This is a genomic window from Paenibacillus sp. OAS669, assembly GCF_014873645.1.
Taxonomy (GTDB): domain Bacteria; phylum Bacillota; class Bacilli; order Paenibacillales; family NBRC-103111; genus Paenibacillus_S; species Paenibacillus_S vulneris.
This window is the reverse complement of sequence record NZ_JADBDR010000012.1, coordinates 216,245-235,520: the sequence shown is the minus strand read 5'-3', so window position 1 is coordinate 235,520 and position 19,276 is coordinate 216,245. Positions and strand designations below refer to the sequence as shown.

The 19,276-nt window shown below is 50.0% G+C and carries 18 protein-coding genes; 4 read left to right on the top strand and 14 right to left on the bottom strand.

Annotated features, from left to right (window positions below):
- Positions 1-123 precede the first annotated feature (123 nt).
- The 4 genes from efp to GGC63_RS24195 all read right to left on the bottom strand — a co-directional run bounded on the left by efp (position 124) and on the right by GGC63_RS24195 (position 2,897).
- On the bottom strand, positions 124-681 hold the full coding sequence (gene efp, locus GGC63_RS24210; protein ID WP_079910813.1) for an elongation factor P: 558 nt from the start codon (positions 679-681) through the stop codon (positions 124-126).
- Positions 682-752: 71 nt separating this feature from the next.
- Complete coding sequence (locus tag GGC63_RS24205; RefSeq protein WP_079910814.1) at positions 753-1,826, bottom strand: M24 family metallopeptidase; 1,074 nt, start codon at positions 1,824-1,826, stop codon at positions 753-755.
- A gap of 4 nt (positions 1,827-1,830) precedes the next feature.
- Entirely contained in the window at positions 1,831-2,277 is a 447-nt protein-coding gene (aroQ, locus tag GGC63_RS24200; RefSeq protein ID WP_192704508.1) for a type II 3-dehydroquinate dehydratase, read from the bottom strand.
- A 113-nt stretch (positions 2,278-2,390) separates the two neighbouring features.
- Entirely contained in the window at positions 2,391-2,897 is a 507-nt protein-coding gene (locus GGC63_RS24195) for a YqhR family membrane protein (protein ID WP_192704507.1), read from the bottom strand.
- Between the two features lie 312 nt (positions 2,898-3,209).
- Here GGC63_RS24195 and GGC63_RS24190 point away from each other — a divergent pair, with 312 nt between their 5' ends.
- Both GGC63_RS24190 and GGC63_RS24185 read left to right on the top strand, forming a co-directional pair.
- On the top strand, positions 3,210-4,088 hold the full coding sequence (locus GGC63_RS24190) for a DUF1385 domain-containing protein (RefSeq protein ID WP_412973892.1): 879 nt from the start codon (positions 3,210-3,212) through the stop codon (positions 4,086-4,088).
- Between the two features lie 23 nt (positions 4,089-4,111).
- Positions 4,112-4,378 carry a hypothetical protein gene (locus tag GGC63_RS24185; RefSeq protein ID WP_192704505.1) on the top strand — a complete coding sequence of 89 codons (267 nt, stop codon included), beginning with the start codon at positions 4,112-4,114 and terminating at the stop codon, positions 4,376-4,378.
- A 130-nt stretch (positions 4,379-4,508) separates the two neighbouring features.
- On the opposite strand, the gene GGC63_RS24180 is transcribed toward GGC63_RS24185, so the two are convergent.
- From GGC63_RS24180 to GGC63_RS24145, 8 genes are all read right to left on the bottom strand, one after another.
- Positions 4,509-5,483 (bottom strand): patatin-like phospholipase family protein, encoded by a 975-nt coding sequence (locus tag GGC63_RS24180; RefSeq protein WP_192704504.1) that lies wholly within the window; start codon positions 5,481-5,483, stop codon positions 4,509-4,511.
- 165 nt (positions 5,484-5,648) lie between these two features.
- Entirely contained in the window at positions 5,649-7,874 is a 2,226-nt protein-coding gene (locus GGC63_RS24175) for a DUF3488 and DUF4129 domain-containing transglutaminase family protein (RefSeq protein ID WP_192704503.1), read from the bottom strand.
- Complete coding sequence (locus tag GGC63_RS24170) at positions 7,871-9,100, bottom strand: DUF58 domain-containing protein (protein WP_225948453.1); 1,230 nt, start codon at positions 9,098-9,100, stop codon at positions 7,871-7,873. The genes GGC63_RS24175 and GGC63_RS24170 overlap by 4 nt, the downstream gene beginning before the upstream one ends.
- Before the next feature lie 20 nt (positions 9,101-9,120).
- The gene (locus tag GGC63_RS24165) at positions 9,121-10,080 is read right to left on the bottom strand and encodes an AAA family ATPase (protein ID WP_192704501.1); all 960 of its coding nucleotides are present in this window, start codon (positions 10,078-10,080) and stop codon (positions 9,121-9,123) included.
- A 280-nt stretch (positions 10,081-10,360) separates the two neighbouring features.
- Positions 10,361-10,711 carry a stage V sporulation protein AE gene (gene spoVAE, locus GGC63_RS24160; protein WP_079911052.1) on the bottom strand — a complete coding sequence of 117 codons (351 nt, stop codon included), beginning with the start codon at positions 10,709-10,711 and terminating at the stop codon, positions 10,361-10,363.
- A 14-nt stretch (positions 10,712-10,725) separates the two neighbouring features.
- Complete coding sequence (gene spoVAD, locus GGC63_RS24155; RefSeq protein ID WP_192704500.1) at positions 10,726-11,739, bottom strand: stage V sporulation protein AD; 1,014 nt, start codon at positions 11,737-11,739, stop codon at positions 10,726-10,728.
- Between the two features lie 4 nt (positions 11,740-11,743).
- Positions 11,744-12,217 carry a stage V sporulation protein AC gene (gene spoVAC / locus GGC63_RS24150; protein ID WP_192704499.1) on the bottom strand — a complete coding sequence of 158 codons (474 nt, stop codon included), beginning with the start codon at positions 12,215-12,217 and terminating at the stop codon, positions 11,744-11,746.
- A gap of 52 nt (positions 12,218-12,269) precedes the next feature.
- Positions 12,270-13,127 (bottom strand): DUF421 domain-containing protein, encoded by an 858-nt coding sequence (locus GGC63_RS24145; protein WP_412973890.1) that lies wholly within the window; start codon positions 13,125-13,127, stop codon positions 12,270-12,272.
- Between the two features lie 177 nt (positions 13,128-13,304).
- Between GGC63_RS24145 and GGC63_RS24140 the strand changes: the two genes are divergently transcribed.
- Complete coding sequence (locus GGC63_RS24140) at positions 13,305-13,511, top strand: DUF1657 domain-containing protein (protein ID WP_079910824.1); 207 nt, start codon at positions 13,305-13,307, stop codon at positions 13,509-13,511.
- A 329-nt stretch (positions 13,512-13,840) separates the two neighbouring features.
- On the top strand, positions 13,841-15,109 hold the full coding sequence (locus tag GGC63_RS24135; protein ID WP_192704497.1) for a glucuronate isomerase: 1,269 nt from the start codon (positions 13,841-13,843) through the stop codon (positions 15,107-15,109).
- A gap of 70 nt (positions 15,110-15,179) precedes the next feature.
- On the opposite strand, the gene GGC63_RS24130 is transcribed toward GGC63_RS24135, so the two are convergent.
- Together GGC63_RS24130 and GGC63_RS24125 are read right to left on the bottom strand one after the other, a co-directional pair.
- A complete protein-coding gene (locus GGC63_RS24130) occupies positions 15,180-16,121 on the bottom strand; it encodes a metallophosphoesterase family protein (protein ID WP_192704496.1) in 942 nt (313 codons plus the stop codon).
- 271 nt (positions 16,122-16,392) lie between these two features.
- The gene (locus GGC63_RS24125) at positions 16,393-19,272 is read right to left on the bottom strand and encodes an S-layer homology domain-containing protein (RefSeq protein WP_192704495.1); all 2,880 of its coding nucleotides are present in this window, start codon (positions 19,270-19,272) and stop codon (positions 16,393-16,395) included.
- Between the last annotated feature and the right edge of the window lie 4 nt (positions 19,273-19,276).

Below are 19,276 nucleotides of genomic sequence, written 5' to 3'. Positions count from 1 at the left end.
GCCACCGAAAATCGTAATAATTCAGGAGGAAATACGCCAAAAGTAAAGTACGGCTAGGGAATTTAATCCCTAGCCGTACTTTGTCAACAGTCCCGGATGGCAGGTTTCTATAGTCGGGTGAGACTAAGCGCGGGAGATGTATTTTCCTTCACGGCTATCGATCAGCAATACATCGCCTTCGTTAATGAACAAAGGTACTTGTACATTCAGGCCGGTCTCAAGCTTAGCGTTTTTGGTAGCGCCGGTAGCCGTGTTGCCTTTGATGCCTGGCTCCGTTTCAACCACTTTCAGCTCAATGCTGTTCGGCAGGTTGATTCCCAAGATTTCGCCTTGATAGCTCATGATATGGATCATCATGTTTTCTTTCAAGAAGTTCAATTCCCACTCCAATTGCTTAGCAGGCAAGCTGAATTGGTCGTAAGTTTCCGTATCCATAAATGTATGGTCTTGACCGCTTGCATACAGGTACTGCATTTCACGGTTCTCGATATGTGCACGGCCTACGTTTTCACCCGCACGGAATGTACGTTCCACGGTGTTGCCGTTACGCAGGTTTTTCAATTTGGAGCGAACGAAAGCTGCGCCTTTACCCGGTTTTACGTGTTGAAAATCAATTACAGTGAACAAATCACCGTCAACTTCAATTGTTAAGCCTGTCTTAAAATCGTTTACTGATACCACTGAAAAATACCTCCCTAAAAATGTGAGCAGAATTCCTGCCGGCCATTCGCCTTCAGGCTTCCGCCAAGATGTTAATCCAAGGCAATCAAGTCTTTGCTTGAATGCGTCAATATTTTAATTCCGGATTCTGTAACGACGATATCATCTTCGATGCGAACTCCGCCGAAGCCTGGCAAATAAATGCCGGGTTCAACCGTTACGATCATTCCGGGCGTTAAAACCGTATCTCCGTTCTTGGAAAGCCGCGGCGCTTCATGAACTTCCATTCCCAGACCATGCCCCGTTCCGTGACCGAAATAATCGCCGTAACCATGCCGCTGGATAATATCCCTTGCGATTGCATCCGCTTCGCGGCCAGTCATCCCGGGTCTGATCTTGTCCAAAGCCGTCATTTGCGCTTCAAGAACAATCTGATAAATCTCTTTGTGCTTTTCCGTTGGCTTGCCTACTACCACTGTTCTCGTAATGTCGGAACAGTATCTTTTATAATAAGCGCCGTAATCCAGCGTGACAAATTCATTCGCCTGAAGGAGGCGGTCACTCGCTTTGCCATGAGGAAGCGCAGATCGTTCGCCGGATGCGACGATCGTCTCGAAAGACGTAGAAGCCGCTCCGTTTTTGCGGACGAACATTTCTATTTCAAGCGCAATATCCGCTTCCTTGGCACCGGGCTTCAGGAAATTCAGGATATGCGTGAAGGTGCGGTCTGCCAAATCGGCTGCTTCCTGCAGGACGGCTATTTCGGCATCGTCCTTAATGACCCGAAGCTTCTCGACAAGCCCGTCGGTCGGCTCCAATTGAATGCCGCTTAATGCCTTGGCAGCACTCTGGTATGCTCCGAACGTCATATCGTTTTGCTCGAAACCTACTTTGGTTATACCCAGCTTGACAAGCAGATCCTTTACCGTTTCCAACGGGTTCGGAGCATGCTCGACTACCTCATAATGAACGGCTTGAGCCGGGGCTTGAGTCATATAGCGAAAATCTGTCAACAGGTACGCTTTATTCTCGGAAATTAACACCATGCCGGATGAACCGGTAAAGCCCGTCATATAAAGGCGGTTCGTTTCGTTAGTAATTAAAAGCGCCTTTAAACCTTGCTCTTGCAAAACCGTGCGAAGGCGTTCTATACGTGCTTGCTGCATTAGGTTATCCCTCCAAAGAATTGAGGTGGCTTACCATGGCGCGAAGTCCCAGTTCGTAGCTGTCCACACCCAGACCGGCAATTTGGCCGAGTGCGACGGGAGCGATCACCGATACATGGCGAAACGCCTCTCTTTTGTGAATATTCGATATATGTACTTCAATTGTCGGAATTCGAACTGCCTCGATTGCATCGCGAATCGCATAGCTGTAATGCGTGAACGCTCCAGGGTTCATCACGATGCCGTCTTTGACCGAAAAAGCTTCGTGGATCTTATCGATTAGGGCCCCTTCATGATTGGATTGAAAGCATTCCAATTCCACGGACAGCTCTGCCGCCAGCTTCGTCAGCCGCTCTTCAATCGTTTGAAGCGATGTGGTTCCATACACGCCTGGCTCGCGAACGCCGAGCATGTTCAAATTCGGACCGTTTAATACCAAAATTTTTTTCAAGCCGGTCCCTCCAATACGTTTCATCAACATACAGAAATACACACCCGATTATTTTACCATAACTTTCTTCTGTTTGAGAACTGTTTTTTGCGGTTAGGCAAGCAGTCCCTGAATTATTCCGGCTGTGGATTCTTTTGTCCCGTATCGACAGGCTCTCTTTCCCGCTCGTCATTGAATTCCAGAGCCAGGCTGTACCCTATGAATAATCCCCACACAATAAACAGACAGACCTCTGTAATGATCGTGTTCCAGTCGAGAAAAGCGATCCAATTCATCATCCCGGTTATCGGCCCGATCAGCAAAAAGATAAGCGCCCACCATATTGCTCCATAGGCAACTCCCGGCCATGGCCCGGTCGCTTTGGCTAAGAAGGCTGTATACAGCAAGGACGCAAAAATAGAGAAAACAATAAACGTGACCCATCCTACCATATAGCCTTCAAAGCTGTTTAAAAATGACCGTTTATAAAAATGCTCCACCAAAAAGCCCGGAGGCAAGCTGGTAAAATGAAGATAATGCTCCAGCATTTTCACTGCGCCCCATATCAAACCCGCAAAAAAACCGATATTTAATGAAAACAGCCAACGGTTGGAAGGTGCTTTGGCTCTTGGATCGTTCATGTCGTTCCTCCTCACTGGTTCAGCCGGACCAGCCTGCGTTCTAGGCCAAACCTTATGTTCATGTTCTGCCCCCGCGTTTGCAACGCCTGCGCTTCCTTCTTATCTTAAGCAAGGAAATGATGTCGCATTCTTGCAGCGGAATACCGTTAGTATATACAAATATTTGTCCCCTAAACGGTGGCATTCTCTCTTTGAATCCGATACAATAATGTAGAGTCGCCATTTTATTTCTATCAGAAGAAGGTGTAGTCTTTGTCGCAAAATGAAAAACCATGTGCCATTTACGGTGGCCAAGCCGTGATTGAAGGGGTCATGTTTGGAGGCCAAACTGTTAACGTAACGGCCATTCGCCGAAAAGATAATACTATCGAGTACCTGGAGGTTCCCAAGACCGAAATCGGTTGGGTCAAAGTCTTGAAGAAAATACCGTTTATCCGCGGCATTGTCGGCATTATTGAAGCTAGCGCCAAAGGCGCCCAGCATCTTAATTTTTCGGCGGAAGCCTTTGCTGAGGAGGAAGGGGGCGGTACACCGAAGGAGGAGAAAAAGGAATCGGTCACCGGACGTATATCCATGATCCTGGGCGTAGCGGTTGTGGGGATCATTTCCTTTATATTCGGTAAATTCGTCTTTACGCTCATCCCTCCTATTATCGAGCAGCTGTTATTTGCTAACCTGTTTCAGAATCAAATCGGGCACAACCTGATCGAGGGATTAATCAAGATCGTGCTGTTAATCGGCTACATTTACTTTATTTCCCTAACACCGATGATCAAACGCCTGTTTCAATACCACGGAGCCGAGCACAAGGTCATCAGTGCCTATGAAGCCGGAGTAGAGCTGACGGTCGAAAATGTACAAAAATTCAGCACGCTGCATTACCGGTGCGGAAGCAGCTTTATCGTATTCACCGTACTGGTCGGCGTCATTATTTATTCCTTCTTTACGTATGATTCTTTTGTGGAACGTATCGTCCAACGGATCGTATTATTACCTGTAGTCATTGGCGTCTCATACGAAGTGCTGCGCTTTACGAACAGCCTGCGGGAAGTTCCTGTTCTTCGTTATCTGGGTTATCCCGGGCTGTGGCTGCAGATGCTTACGACCAAGCAGCCGGATAATTCCATGGTCGAAGTATCCATCGCCTCTTTCAACCGTATGAGAGAATTAGATAAAGAAGCAAGAGCATAATATGGATTAGAGGAGGGGCAGCGATGAAAAAGCGTTTTTCCATAGCCACCTATGTTGTTCTGGGGTTAGCCTTGATCGGGATCGCCTCCAAAGCTTTGCAATTGATCATCCCCATTTTGGTATTTAGCGTTATCTTCCTGCTGTATAAGTATCCGCCAAATCGTTGGCGCAAGCCCGCCTTCTCTGCCAAAAGCGGCGGAAGAACCAAAGAAAGACGCACTCGCAACGCAACATTTCGCGTTATCGACGGCAATAAAGGGAGCTCTGACGAGCCCCCCAAATATCATTAAAACGGCGACAGGGTCGCCGTTTTTTTTGCATAAAGGAACTGACAGATTCCGTGCTCCCCGCGGAACACCAGAATCAGCCCCAGAAATTAGCTTCGGAAACTCTCCCTCTCTTTGCGGGGCTATTTTGTGTTTATTTGATTTTTCTTCGAAGAACATGCTGCTCGAAGCCCATTTTGTAATCCATCAGCTTCCATTTATTCAGGAAGGCTTCTCCAGCCAGGCATCCGGCTTCGTACAGCTCCAGACTTTTTTCATTAGAGATGTCAAAATCGGTCACGCTTACACCTAATGTCGGGATTTTGATGGTCCGAAACCGGTTCGCTTCTTCGATATAACGTTCATCATGGGCATCCATCATAGTGGAGAATAACGCTTTAAACATAGTCACCGGACCGAAAATTGTATTAGGCTGCCCGGTTCCTCTCCCTACAAGCTGGAAGCCGATCGTAGGAATAAGCTGCTCTGCCTTAGGAGTGTGGTCCTGGTCAAAAATCCAGAGAGGAAAATTGCTCAGCAGCCCTCCGTCCACAATATATGCGAACTGGTCCGCGAACGACTGCTTGGGCGCTCTTTTGCTGGGAGCCTTACGAATAATGACGGGGTCAAAAAAATAAGGGATGCTCGTGCTCATACGAACGGCTTTGGAGATTAGCAATCGCTTGGGGTCAATCCCGTACTGTTCAATATCATCCGGCAGCACAAGAAGCCTTCGGTCCGAAATATCCGATGCGATAATGCGGAGTTGGTTCTTTTTCAAATCGCTGAACGTGCGTATCCCTTTGGCCAGAAGCAGCTGGTGAATCCAACGCTCGAGCGCCTCTCCCGAATATAATCCTTTTTTCAAAAATAGCCGGGTAAGCGGGCCGATGATCTTTGCATTAAATACGGGTGCACGCTGCATAAAGGAGCTGAACGGGGTCGCCATAATAATATTCTTCAACTCTTCAGCGGAATATCCCGCCGCTACTAATGATGCAACGATGGCCCCTGATGACGTCCCAGCCACCTGATGGAAGGTAAGCCCCTTACGCTCCGCCGCGTGAACCGCTCCTGCCAGTGCTATCCCCTTGACTCCGCCGCCTTCGAAAACCGCATTGATTTTCACAAGCATCCCTTCTCCCGCTCATAATGTTCGCCTTAAAAAATGTATGCGGGCAGAGATTGTACATATGTTCATAGAAGCTGCGGCTGGTTCTATGAAAGGGGCTTACCCCTCTGAAGGATGGCAAAAAAAAGACGCATGCGTTGAAGCACACGTCTCCTTCTCTCATCAAAATTGCGAACGCAGTTTTTCAACAACGGCAACCGTATGCTGCCATTCCTCTTCCGAGATCTCCGCTTTACTGTATTTCGCTTTTTCGAATACAGCCAACACCTGCTCCAGGTCGGATTTCATCCATTTGCTCTGCTGGGACCAGCGGCGCATCGCTTCGCGCAGCGTTTCATGCTCGTACCGCACGTAACCGTTGCGGCGGCATATGCGCAGCAGTCTTTCGCATTCAATAATAACCTTTTGCTTTAATAAGGATGCGCGTCTGCGTTCAAGCTTCTCTTGTATCAGCTCCACTAGCTGAAATTTTCGAATCAGAAGCACAATAGCGGCTGCCGCAATCACTGCAGCTATGACAATACCTGCAACATGTCCATGCCGTTCAAGTACTGTCGGTTCAGGCTCAGACGGCGTAACCTCAGGAACGACGGAAGGCTCAAAGGAAATTTCTTCGGTTTGAACTGCCCGAGGCAGCGTAAATCCGGAGGTTGGCTCGAACGGTACCCAGCCCCAGCCACTGAAATATACTTCTACCCATGAGTGCGCATCCGCATTCCGCACCGTATACACTCCCGCGGCGTCCGGGTCCATAAGTGATTCCTCGCCGAACATGCCGAACATTTCGTCTATGTTGGACGATTGCCCTGAGGCGTAGCCCTTAACCCAACGGGTCGGAAGCCCTACCGAACGGGATAGTACAGCCATAGCAGAGGAGTAGTAATCGCAATACCCTTCCTTTATTTCGAACAAAAAGCGATCCACAAAGTCCTTGCTGCGTCCTTTACTTAAATCAGGTTTATTCGTATAGGGATAATTCTCTCGCAAATATTTTTCAATAGCTTTGGCTTTATCGTATGGAGTCGGCGCATTCTTCGTAATGTCTGCGGCGAGCTGCCGTACCCGGCCGGGCAGTTGATCAGGAAGCTGCAAATATTCCCCCATATCGCTCCGCACAGACGTATCGGTGACCTTCCTCAACCCTTCTTCATCGATGATGGGCATTTGCGAAACAACCGTATACGTTTTCGGATAGCCTTGGTTGAGGGCAGCGTTCAATCTGAGCTCCGATTGTGAAGGCGCCCATAGCAGGGGCTCGAAGCCGGTTTTTCCTCCATTGAGATCGATGACCTTCTGAATATCGTACGCACCGAATAATACGGGGTACACGTCCTCGGACAGTACACTTACGGTCTGTTTGACCTCAATCGTCTTCATCTTGCTGCCTGCACTTCGGGGATCCGAAGCCAATATGGCATCAGGACGTACCGCGGTGGCTGCGGCCCGTTTATCATTATCCCCTAATTCCCAGCCCTTTCCGGTATAGTTGGCTCGGGTTTCCCCCCTCCAATAACTGCGATGCGTGGTGTCCACGCTCATAACAGGGGTGTAGTCGAACTGAAACCCGCTGCCCAGCGCAGCATCACTCCGGCTATAACCGGAAGAAGTATCGCCGGATGAGGCTGCAACCTCGATCCCTTTACCGGTAGTAAAATTAACCGACTCCCCGCGCATCGTCCTCCAAGCTGTGTAGGGGTCTGTGACCATTGGGCCCACTTCAGGCATAATAGCTCCAACCACTACAGTTAGACTGATCAGCGAGACGATGGGAATGGCAATCGAGGCCGGGTAATCCGCCAGATAGCTCCAGGCCGTCGGGTCTTTCTTACGCAGCTGCTGGAAATGGCTCAAGATCAGTAAGAACAATCCGCATCCGATTGTTATTGCGACCTGCGGCCACAAATAAACGCTCGAGAAGGAATCTCGAATACACATGATAATGACGGTGGCCAGCATCAATACGTAGACGCGCCACTTGACCTCTACCCACCATATGAAAGCAAGATACGCCACCCAGGCCGCCAAGCTGAACCAGAGATAAGGGGTAAGCTGGTACAAATTTAAAAATAACCGCGATGAAAAAAAGCTCTGTACCGTCATGTTCTCTATGACTTGATAGGAATACAGCACCTGCTTATTGATGACAATAATGAGCAATAGCTGGACCAGACTCCGCAGCAGCCAGTGGATTCTGGAGAAGTGCTCCAGAATGAGCGTTGCCAGCAAGGTCAGCTCTACAATGACAACCGTCTCTGGCAGCCAGAGATGATCCTCCTTCATGAACCACAGCACATACTGTAGCAGGAATATGCCTACCAGCAGTACAGTTAACCTGTGGGGCCATTCATGGAACAACAACCGCCGCCACCAGGATACTCGTTCGTTCATCCGCTCCGACCTCCCAACAAGACCGGAAGCTCACTTAACGACTGAATAGCGTATCCGGCAACGCCTATGGACTGAAGCTGCTTCAGCCACTTCTCTTTATTAGCTGGGTCTGTGCAGAGCCACATGTGGCATGGATTGAGCTGCAGCTGTTTCATCAAGCTGATGATTTGCAGCATCGGCTCGCCGTAGACAGGCGTAATCAGTGCTATAAAGCTTCCTGGCACCAGATTTTGCGCTTTTTCCCTTATGACCTGCTTCAAGGAATAATTCCCGTCTGCTTCCACCTGGATAAAATGCTGCTGCACCGTTTTATGTTGATTTTGTCCCGGCTTTGGCTCGAAATACACATCGTCCGCCCCGGTAGACAGGAGTCCCAAGGCAAGTCCGCGGGTCGTCCCGTATTGAAATAAGGAGGCGGCAACCGATACCGCCAGCTCGAATTGATCCGGATCGTTATACCCCTTGCGTTCCCTATCCAGAATAAGATAGGTCTTCGGAAGAGACTCCCTTTCAAACTCCTTGGACTTCCACGTCCCGGTCTTCGCTGTCGCATTCCAATGAATTCTGGAAAGGCGGTCGCCATATATATATTCCCGTACGCCGTTAATCTGCGTCGTTTCCCTGACAGCCCGGGTCGTTGTGGAATGATGGTTGGTCCCCTTCATCATCTGGTGATATTGCTGCCACTCCCGAATCGCTATGGTCTGCGGAAGAACGACAATGCTGTGCGGCAGCTTTAAATTCCCGCTGTGCTCGAACAAGCCGAAGATATCTTCCGTTACACACTCCGTCGTTCCGAAGCTGTACATGCCCCTGCGCAAGGAAGGGGTACGGTATTCCCATTCGCCCCGGCGGCGCCAATCGGGAACGATCGTGGCCTCGAATTCGAGCTCCGTTCCATTCTTGTGAAACAGCCGATCCTTCACAAATATATACGGCATCGGCCAAAATCCGGGGATCTGCAGCTGAATCGTTACGCCCAGGCTGCTCCCTGCTTCCAACGTTCCCCCATGATCAATATTGCTCAGGATTCTTGTTCCCTGGGTTCGCTTAATCCCGCTCCATTGGCCCAGCAGCAAATAAACGCTTAGAAGACTTATGATGACAAATACCATTAGCGCCAATTTGCCGCCCTGAAACAGAAGGAAGCCCAAGCTGATAAGAAAGCTGGCCAGCACCGCCCAGAATTGCTTGCTCAAACGCTGCCTCTCCGTCAACTTCTGCATGACCGATCCCCTCATCATGCTTATTTCTCCAGACGGATCGGTACTCTAACCTGCTGGAATACAGATTGCAGCACGGATGGTACCGTCGTTCCATCCATTCTCGCTTCCGCATGAAGCAAAATGCGGTGGCCCAGCACGTACGGCGCCAAGAACTTGATATCGTCGGGAATGACATAATCCCGTTCCTGCAACAGCGCGTATGCCTTGGATGCTTGAACCAAAGCCAGCGTAGCCCGAGGACTTGCCCCGAGGAAGATAGCCGGGTGCTCCCTGGTCTGGCGGGTAATGGCTACAAGATACGCCGCTACCGCATCATCCAGATGAACCTGCTTGACGCGCTGCTGGATTCCCTGAATTTCCTCTACTTCTGCGACAGGCTGCAGCTGCTCAACCGGATGAACGACACTTTGGGATTGGATCATTCTGGTCTCGGTGGCTTCATCCGGATAACCGAGACTGAATTTCATCATAAAGCGGTCGAGCTGAGCTTCCGGCAAAATATAAGTCCCTTCAAAATCAATCGGATTTTGCGTTGCCAGCAGCAAAAACGGATTGGGCAGCTCGTGAGTTACCCCGTCCACCGTAATGTGCCGCTCTTCCATAGCCTCAAGTAAAGCCGATTGCGTCTTGGTGGTTGCCCTGTTAATTTCATCCGCAAGCAAGATGTGGGTCATGATCGGACCCGGACGAAAAATAAAAACTTCATCCTTCGGATGATATATAGAAACCCCCGTAATATCCGTCGGGAGTAAATCAGGATTGCATTGGATTCGCCTAAATTGGCCGCGGATCGATTTGGCCAGCGATTTGATCAATACAGTCTTCCCTGTTCCCGGTACATCTTCGAGCAGCACGTGGCCTCCCGCCAGCATCGCTGTCAAAAGAAGCTTAATCTCATCCGTCTTGCCGAGGATGCAAGATTCCAAATTCGCTTGAATGCGCTTTATAGTCTGTATGTCTTCTTTTACGATAGGCTCCATGATCCTGATCCTCCTTGAGGTATTCAAAAAGTGTAGGTTTTTACCTATAGTGGTCCTCATTCTATTTTACAAGATTCAAAAAAGCCAGTATACATGTAAAAATGCTAAATTTGTTTGTAAAATTACACATTTTGGTGCATTTTCTTCCTATTGCTTGCCGTCATACCTGCTTAGGTAAGCTCTGCACCAAAAAAAATACTCCGGGAAGCATCCCGGAGCCTAATTTGCCAACATTCGTGTTGTACGAAAATCAAAGTTTTTTTATGGGGACTCAACCTGGTTATCCTTTCGGTCTGCAGACAAGGGCTGCCAGGAAGGAAAAGATGATCGCCGCGGAGATCCCTGCGCTAGTCACCTCGAAAATACCGGTAATAATCCCAATCGCACCGTGGAGCTTTAGCTCCTGCATAGCGCCATGAACTAGGGAATTACCGAAGCTCGTAATTGGCACTGTAGCGCCTGCGCCGGCAAACTTGATGAACGGCTCGTACAGCCCAACCCCATCCAATACCGCTCCCGCTACAACCAAGGAGCTCATGGTGTGAGCCGGGGTCAGCTTGCCTACATCCATCAGCAGCTGCCCGACAACACAGATAGCACCTCCAATGACAAACGCCCATACAAAATGCATGACTGTATCCACGTTTATTCCTCCCCGCTTTCTATGGCTACCGCATGAGCGATACATGGAATGCTTTCGCCTTGTTGGAACGATAGCGGAGATAACAAGGCACCGGTCGCTACAACCAGCACTCTCTTCAATTCACCCTTGCGCAGCTTTTTCATAATATGTCCATACGTAACGACGGCGGAGCACCCGCAGCCGCTGCCTCCAGCCATTACGGCCTGCTTATCCACATCAAATACCATGAGACCGCAATCCTTATAAATGGTTTGATTCATCGGAACCTTATGCTTCTCCAGCAGCTCGCATGCAATTTCATAGCCTACGGAAGCCAGGTCGCCTGTTACGATAAGATCGTAATAGCCCGGCTCCCGCTGAAAATCCCGAAAATGAGCCTGCAGCGTATCTACAGCGGCAGGAGCCATAGCGGCCCCCATATTGAACGGATCCTTAATTCCCATATCCACAACCCGTCCAACTGTTGCGCCGGTCACTACAGGTCCCTTACCATGCCGGGAAATGACGGCGGCCCCCGCTCCAGTTACCGTATATTGTGCTGTGGGAGGCTTTTGCGAGCCATATTCGGTCGGATACCGGAACTGCTTTTCCGATGTACAGTTATGGCTGCAGGTTCCGGCCATAGCGTACTTGGCGGAGCCGGAGTCCACTATTAATGAAGCCATTGCCAGCCCTTCCATCGAGGTGGAACAAGCGCCGAATATGCCGAGATAAGGGATGGACATCGTCCGGGCAGCGAATGTGTTGCTTATAATCTGGTTCATAAGGTCGCCGCCGACATAAAACTGGATCTGTTCTTTAGTAAGTCCGGCATTCTCAATGGCAAGCTTGCCTGCTTCCTCCATCAGCTTTCGTTCAGCTTTCTCCCAGCTATCCTGCCCTAAGGTAAGATCGCCGTGAACAATATCAAAATCATTCACAAGCGGTCCCTGGCTCTCGTCCGGGCCTACAACCGTAGCCGTAGCCTGGATGACAGGCTTGTTGCGGAATATCCAGCTTTGATGACCCTGCAGCATCCGATTACCTCCCCATTCCAAAGAGTAAATGAATGATCCCGATCACGAAAGCGGCGACCGTTCCGAATACAATAACCGAGCCTGCAAGCTTGAACATATTGGCACCTACGCCAAGCACAATCCCCTCGCTCTTATGCTCCAATGCTGCGGAACACATGGAGTTGGCAAAGCCGGTAACCGGAACGGCCGAGCCCGCTCCCGCCCATTGAGCGATCTTGTCGTATACACCGAAGCAGGTTAGTACGACGGAGATAAAAATCAGGACGGCAACCGTAGGATTGCCTGCCGTCTTCTCGGTAAATCCGAACACTCTTATGAAAAGCTCCATCAAGGCCTGACCGATAATGCAAATAATCCCTCCGACCAAAAAAGCTCTAAGGCAGTTTTTCACCACGGGTCTGGGCGGTTCTTTTCTCTTGGCCAGCTCCTGATATTCCTCTTGGGTCCACGTCATTTTTTGCTTTGCTTTTACAGCCATGGTTCCACATCCTTTCTCATCCTTGCGATGGAATGCCTTTAAGAAGTCGACTTTATCGTTTCAATACGGGAATGAGATTGACAATTTCCTTACGAAGCAGTCTTGCGCACTGCTCATACATCATTTTGGCCTCGCTGCTGTTGGTCGCCAATCCGTACAGCGAGATGTCGGCTTCGCATTTTTTCAAGTTGGCCAGTAACAGAAGCTTCTCATTATTGGCCGGTACCTGAAGCATGTCGTCATACAAATCCACATAGAGCGATCCGTAAGAATCTACCTGGCCGAGAAATACATTATCTTTGGTAACCCCTATTTTCTCCAGCTCCGCCTGCAGCCATGCACGGCTGAAACCAGCGGTAGCTAACGGCTCGTCCATAATGTTGCCGTCAATAATGACCGTCTGCGGCTCCTTCTCCGGCCCGACTTTTATGCCCAGCTGTTTTGGAGTGAGCGGCTGGTTCTCCTTCTTCAGAAGCACGTTGAGCTCACCGCTGGATTCCAAAACGGCAAACTCCACATCCGCGATGTTAAATACACTCTTTTTCCGAAGCTGCTCCAACAGCTCATCCGCTGTATAGCGCTCTTTCTTCAGGTTTTTCCCCATGACCTTTCCGTCCTTGATCATAACCGTTCCATTGCCTTCAAACCATTTGCGAAGGGTAACGCTTTTCAAGGAAACGAGCTCTATGGTGAGCGGCACCAGAAACCAAACGAGCAAAGCCGTGATCCCATGTGTGTAATGATTTTCCAAATCGGTAGAAATAAATCCTGCCAGCTCCCCTAACGTAATGCCGGTTATATATTCGAAGAAGGTAAGCTGCGATATTTGCTTTTTTCCAAGCAAACGAGTGATCAAGAACAGCATGGCAATTGCGCCCAACGACCTTAAAGCGATATGTAGCCATTCCATTTCCATAGTCTCCTTTTCAAACGAGTTACTTTACTAAACAATTATTTGTCAAAAGGCGCAGCGTTATAAAAGGTTTGCGGCCTTAGTTTTTTCCAATAGTTTTCCCATTTTGTTACAGTAATTAGATGTTTTTTTCCTGCGCACATTAGTAGAGGACTTGAAGAGGAGGTGAAACAAATGACAGTAGCATCTAACGTAAAAACGACCCTGGCATCCTTGAAAAGTGCACAAGCAAGCTTGGAAACTTTCGCCTTGAGCACTCAAAATCAAGAAGCAAAGACGATGTTCGAGCAAGCCGCTAAGACCACTCAATCCGTAGTGGACCAAATCAACGGCCGCATTCAGCAATTGGAAAACGAAGAACCTCAATATAAAGGTTTCTAATGGGCCAAATCCATAATAAAACAGCCTTCTTTCCCTGCTACATTTGGGAAAAGGCTGTTTTATTTTTGCCCGATTGCCTTCATCTTCACAATAAGACGACAAACAAAATTAGCAATAATATGAAGAGCACGAGAATCATAACCAACGAACTAGACTTATCCATCCGGTTTTCGGCTCCATTCTTGAATCCTATGCACGCTGGGATGCATGGTTTATGGTATGCTGGGACGAATTGTGTTGGGTTGTGTATATGCCTATACCGAAAAAAATGTTATAATAAGTTCATTGTTCACGTTAACATAAACTTATTTTGCGGGAGGCTCTCATTTATGACTATTCAAACCCATGAACAGCTTGTTTCCTTCGTGCAGGAGACCGTTCGAAACACCCAAGTTACCGACATACATACCCACTTATTCGCCGAATCCTTTGGGGATCTGCTATTATGGGGTGTGGACGAGCTCCTTACTTATCATTATTTGATTGCTGAGACATTCCGCTTCCGTTCCGACCTTTCCTATGATGCTTTCTGGAAGATGAGCAAGCAGGAGCAAGCAGATCTGATCTGGCAGACGCTCTTTATCGAGCATTCGCCATACAGCGAAGCTTGCCGCGGTGTAGTTACCGTTCTTCATCGGCTTGGATTTGATCTGAAATCCCGTGATTTAAACTCTTATCGCGAATATTTCCGTAATGTCAGCTCCGCCGAGTATATCAACCGTATCCTGGAGCTGGCCAAAGTAAAAACCGTTGTGATGACGAATGATCCTTTCGATGCTTATGAGCAGAGCAAATGGGCGGAGAATGCCGAGCAGGACCCTCGTTTCCTTGCGGCATTACGGATTGATCCGCTGCTTAACCTGTGGGATACAAGCTGGTCGAAGCTGGTTGAGCAAGGCTACGACGTCAAACAGGATTTGTCCGGAAGCACCATGGAGGAAATTCGCCGTTTCCTTAAAGATTGGATCGCCAGAATGAACCCGTTGTACATGGCCGTTTCTTTGCCTAACGACTTTGCTTACCCGGAACCTTCTGTACGAGGACGAATTATTGATGAATGTATCGTGCCGGTGGCACGCGAGGCGGGCATTCCGTTTGCCATGATGATCGGGGTGAAACGCAAGGTCAATCCATCCCTTAAGGATGCGGGAGATAGCCTGGGCAAGAGCGATATCGGTGCGGTCGAACGTATCGTAAGTAAATATCAGGATGTCAAATTCCTCGTGACCATGCTTTCCCGCGAGAATCAGCACGAGCTGGCCGTTACAGCACGTAAAAATCGCAATCTGTTAGTCTTCGGCTGCTGGTGGTTCCTGAACAATCCAAGCTTGATTGAAGAAATCACTCGTATGCGTCTTGAGCTACTGGGCGGCAGCATAATTCCTCAGCATTCGGACTGCCGTATTCTTGATCAGCTGCTGTATAAATGGGATCACTCCCGTGAAATTATTGCTAAAGTGCTTAGCGACAAATACAGCGATTTGCTCGCATCCGGATGGAGACTGGAGGAAGAAGAAATTCGCCGTGACGTGGAGGATCTTCTCGGGGGAACATTCTGGAAGTTTCTCGGAAAGCCAGACCCGGCGCTTTCCCGTTAAGGCAATCTAAGCAAGGCGTCCCCACATTGTTGCGGGGGACGCCTTTTTTCCATTGATATGCTCTTGCTTCTTAATACAAATGCACGTATTCAGGCTGATGCTCTGGCTGCTCCATTACTCGGGTACCGTCTTCAAGCAGAAGCCACGTATCAAACTCTTTCCTGCCCTCGTGCATCCGAATGATTCTTGCCCCTCGCTGAAAATCGTCACGCCCATACGTGTTAAACCCTGTAGCCCGGCCATAGCATAGCCGGATGCTCTGCTTCGTTCCCCAGTAATCGTTAAGATGGTCATGACCGGCAAAGGTGCCCATCACATCTCCCATTTCAACCATCGCGGAGAAAAGGCCCGTATTAATGCGCGGACAGCATACCCTTTCATTCTTGCTGCCGTAGCAAACCTCCTGCTGCCATACCTCGTTATACTCCGGTAATGGAATATGGAAGAAGGCCAAGGATGGCAGCGGAACGCCGTTATTGGACCTGGTTCTTTCTCTCGACATTCCTTCATACCACGACACCTGATCCCGTCCAATCCATCCGTAGCCCTTTACATGGGAAAGCGGCGATACACTGCCGGAATCAAAAAAATACAGCGAAGCTGCCGCATGGCCGCGGGCATCGTTGACGGATAGAGCATAATTGCCGATTCCCCCGATATCCTCCGGTCCTGCTTCCGCTAATGCGAATTCATAGGGCTGAACGGCTTCCATTAATGCTTCTCTGGTGATTTTGGCTTCGGAATCATGATTACCGAATACGACGGCCCAAGGGATTTTGTCGTTATCTACGACCGAGACTGCCCTATGAAACCTTTGTAAGGGATCGTCGCAATGCTTGTCTTCGATCACATCACCCGTGAAGACGACAAGATCGGGACGTTCCGTCTCCAGCACCTTTTTCATTAAGGAAAGCGTCCGGTCGTCGGCCTCCCCTCCGGATTTCATATGAACGTCTGTAAATTGAACGATGGTGAATGTACCGTCTTGACGAAAAGAAAGCGATTGCTTCAAATCGATCTTCCCCTTTATGTATTGGAATGAAATGACTATGACGCATTCCTGCTCATTGTATGGCGGACTTCATGTACTGTCAATTTAAATTTCACTAGATTAGCTAGGAGCCCGGGCACTAGGACATAACACCCCCGGAAACTGGGAACCTTGGCTTCGAAGCCGATTTTGACGGCTGACGGGAGAGTCTCTCTATTTATAAATTATGGTAAAATAGAAAAAGAAGCAGAGGTTTATAACAAGCCCTTGCTTCCTTTTGTAACCAATTCCTTTATTGCTGATTCATCGCGCTGCTCAACGCAGCTTCATCTACAGGCAGCTTGCCTCCGCTATTCAACGTAAGGATCCGTTCTATTATCGTCACCGCCTGTGCCCGGTTCGTCGATTCGTCTGGAGCCAGTCGGCCGTTATCCAAGCCTTGTAGGATTCCTTTCTGCACGGCCGTCTGCATAGCAAAGGCAGGTGTAATGACTGTACTCGGCTTTTGCAGCTCTTTGCTCGCTGCACGGACCGCTATGTCCGCAATCTCCGACCGTGAAATCGGCTCGTTCCAAGCCAAATCGGCCTGCGTGATGTATCCTGCCTTCCTTAATGCATCCGCGTAAGGCTTGTACCATGAATCATCCGCCGCAGCCGACGCTACGGGAAGCCGCAGGGCGGCTGCGGTCATTTTGGCGAACTCGGCACGGGTTACCGTGCCGTTGGGCCGGAAGCTGCCGTCGGGATAACCGTCGGCATAGCCTTTTTCCACAGCGGAGGCAATCGCCGCCTCCGCCCAGTGACCGGCCGTATCGCTCAAGGAGCGAACGAAGCCGGTCACCGCCTCGGGCACGGTACGGTTCACGTACGTGCCGTCGCCCAATTGACCGGACATGTTGCCTCCCCATGTCCACACCGTGCCATCCGCTGACATCGCAGCGGAATGGGAGCTCCCCGCGGCAACGAATGCCGCCCCCTGGATGCCCTGGGCCTGCACGGGACGCGTCCGATTCGTCTTCGTGCCGTCGCCGAGCTGGCCGAAGTTATTAAGCCCCCACGTCCATACCGTGCCGTCTGATCGCACAGCCAGCGTATGGAATGCTCCGCCTGCAATCGCAGTGACCTTGGTCATTCCGGCAACCTGAACCGGGATCAGCCGATTTGTCGTCGTACTGTCGCCCAATTGACCGAACCCGTTATAACCCCATGTCCACACCGTGCCGTCCGATTTGAGGGCAATGGAATGATTCTTTCCTGCCGCAATTGCTTGTATGCCTTCCAAGCCAACGATTTGCTGCGCCGTACGCTTTAACAGCGTCGTATTATCTCCCAGCTGGCCGTTGCTGTTATCCCCCCATGCCCATACCGTACCGTCATCAGCCAGTGCCAGAGCATGGTTGAAGCCAGCGGCAATAGCCTTTATACGCATCAGTCCCGGAATTTGTACCGGGTCGGAATGGGTCGTACTGGTATTATCGCCCTGCTGGCCGAAGGTATTGTCTCCGACAGCCCAGACCGTCCCGTCCTTGCGCAGAGCAATCGTAAACGCATTGCCTGCCGCTATGTCGGTAATATCCTTCCACCTGGCCATTGCCGAAGGAAGATTTCTTCCGAGAGAAGCCGTATCAGCTAACTGGCTGCTTAGATTCAAGCCCCAGCCCCATACGGTTCCGTCACTATTTAGCGCAGCGGCATGGCCGGAGCCTGCGGCTAGAGCCGTAAGCTGAGTAAGTCCGGAAACCTCCGCAGGCTTGTTCGTGCCGACGTTCTGTCCTTGCCCCAACTGACCGTATAAGTTTTCGCCCCATGACCACAGCTTGTTGTTTTTCCATACCATTGTAAATGCGTCCCCGGCAGCCAATCCTCTGGGGTTCTGGTTATTGACGTAGCTGTAATGTCCTTCCATTGAAGGATCCGGCGGCTTCACCAGCAAAGAAAATCTGGGCACCAGCGTAGGTAAAATCCGGTTTGCAGCCGCTCCATCCCCCAGCTGTCCCAAGGCGCTGTTCCCCCATGCCCACACCGTTCCATCCGATTTTACAGCAAGAGAATGGAAGTGCCCTGAGCCTATCAGCACAACATCCTTTAAATTATCGACATATTGCTGAATGACGCTGTCCTTGTAATCCCCTGTACCCAGCTGACCGTAGTTATTCAGCCCCCAGGTGCTGACCTTTCCGTCCTTATGAAGAACCACTGCATGAGAATTCCCCGCAGCAATGCCAACCGCATCGGTAACCCCAGTGACTTCAGCGGCAAACTTTCTGTCCGTCGTATTGCCGTTGCCCAGCTGACCGGAGACATTGTAACCCCAAGTCCACACTTTGCCGTCTTCCTTCATCAGCATGGAGAAGTTGCTTCCGGCGGCAATCGCCTTGGTGTCATAGGTATAATTGACCCTGGTAGGCCGGTTCGTCTTGCTTTCCGTGACGGAGTCCCCTGCCTGCCCATAGGTGTTGTCTCCCCATGCGACGACCGTCTTGTCCGTAAGCAGAGCAAGCATATGGTTACCGCCTGCCGCAACCGCAATGACATTCGTAGGATAAGCCAATTGATTCGGTTTGAGCTTGTTCTCGTTCGTGGAATCGCCCAGCTGTCCCTTCTCATTGTCGCCCCAAGTGACTATCGTTCCATCCTTCTTGAGCGCGATGGAAGAATTATTGCCTGCGGAAATCGCTACGACATCCCGCAGATCCGGAATTTCAAACGGCACAGGACGGTCCTCCAACGTTCCGTCGCCGAGCTGTCCTTTATTATTTTGACCCCACGCCCACACCGTTCCATCCTTGCGCAATGCGAGGGTATGATTCATCCCGGCCGCAACAGCCTTAATCTCGAACAGCTCCTTCACCTGATTGGGAGCATAGCGAAATACGTTCGGGCCGGTTCCCAGCTTGCCGTGAAGACTATCTCCCCAAGTCCATACCGTACCGTCGCTTTTGAGAGCCACCGTATGGCCTAGACCGGCTGTAATTTGTACCAGCTTCAGGGCCGGATTAACGTCCGGTGAAGCTGCGGGAGCTGCGGCTCCGGCTGGGGCCGATCTCCCTGTATCGGAGGATTCCTCCGCCTGCACCAAACCGGAGCCAATCAGTGCTTGAAGCAGCAATGAGATGACGAAGATATAGGCAAGTTGATGATTCCATTTTGTTTTCCGAAATTTTCGAACCATTTTT

What these genes read in the sequence shown, in the direction of transcription:
- spoVAE (WP_079911052.1), bottom strand. Translation starts at nt 10,711, where the DNA reads ATGCATTTTGTATGGGCGTTTGTCATTGGAGGTGCTATCTGTGTTGTC.
- spoVAD (WP_192704500.1), bottom strand. Translation starts at nt 11,739, where the DNA reads ATGCTGCAGGGTCATCAAAGCTGGATATTCCGCAACAAGCCTGTCATC.
- GGC63_RS24125 (WP_192704495.1), bottom strand. Translation starts at nt 19,272, where the DNA reads ATGGTTCGAAAATTTCGGAAAACAAAATGGAATCATCAACTTGCCTAT.
- GGC63_RS24135 (WP_192704497.1), top strand. Translation starts at nt 13,841, where the DNA reads ATGACTATTCAAACCCATGAACAGCTTGTTTCCTTCGTGCAGGAGACC.
- GGC63_RS24185 (WP_192704505.1), top strand. Translation starts at nt 4,112, where the DNA reads ATGAAAAAGCGTTTTTCCATAGCCACCTATGTTGTTCTGGGGTTAGCC.
- GGC63_RS24165 (WP_192704501.1), bottom strand. Translation starts at nt 10,080, where the DNA reads ATGGAGCCTATCGTAAAAGAAGACATACAGACTATAAAGCGCATTCAA.
- GGC63_RS24205 (WP_079910814.1), bottom strand. Translation starts at nt 1,826, where the DNA reads ATGCAGCAAGCACGTATAGAACGCCTTCGCACGGTTTTGCAAGAGCAA.
- GGC63_RS24170 (WP_225948453.1), bottom strand. Translation starts at nt 9,100, where the DNA reads ATGCAGAAGTTGACGGAGAGGCAGCGTTTGAGCAAGCAATTCTGGGCG.
- spoVAC (WP_192704499.1), bottom strand. Translation starts at nt 12,217, where the DNA reads ATGGCTGTAAAAGCAAAGCAAAAAATGACGTGGACCCAAGAGGAATAT.
- GGC63_RS24140 (WP_079910824.1), top strand. Translation starts at nt 13,305, where the DNA reads ATGACAGTAGCATCTAACGTAAAAACGACCCTGGCATCCTTGAAAAGT.
- GGC63_RS24175 (WP_192704503.1), bottom strand. Translation starts at nt 7,874, where the DNA reads ATGAACGAACGAGTATCCTGGTGGCGGCGGTTGTTGTTCCATGAATGG.
- GGC63_RS24195 (WP_192704507.1), bottom strand. Translation starts at nt 2,897, where the DNA reads ATGAACGATCCAAGAGCCAAAGCACCTTCCAACCGTTGGCTGTTTTCA.
- GGC63_RS24145 (WP_412973890.1), bottom strand. Translation starts at nt 13,127, where the DNA reads ATGGAATGGCTACATATCGCTTTAAGGTCGTTGGGCGCAATTGCCATG.
- GGC63_RS24190 (WP_412973892.1), top strand. Translation starts at nt 3,210, where the DNA reads ATGTTTGGAGGCCAAACTGTTAACGTAACGGCCATTCGCCGAAAAGAT.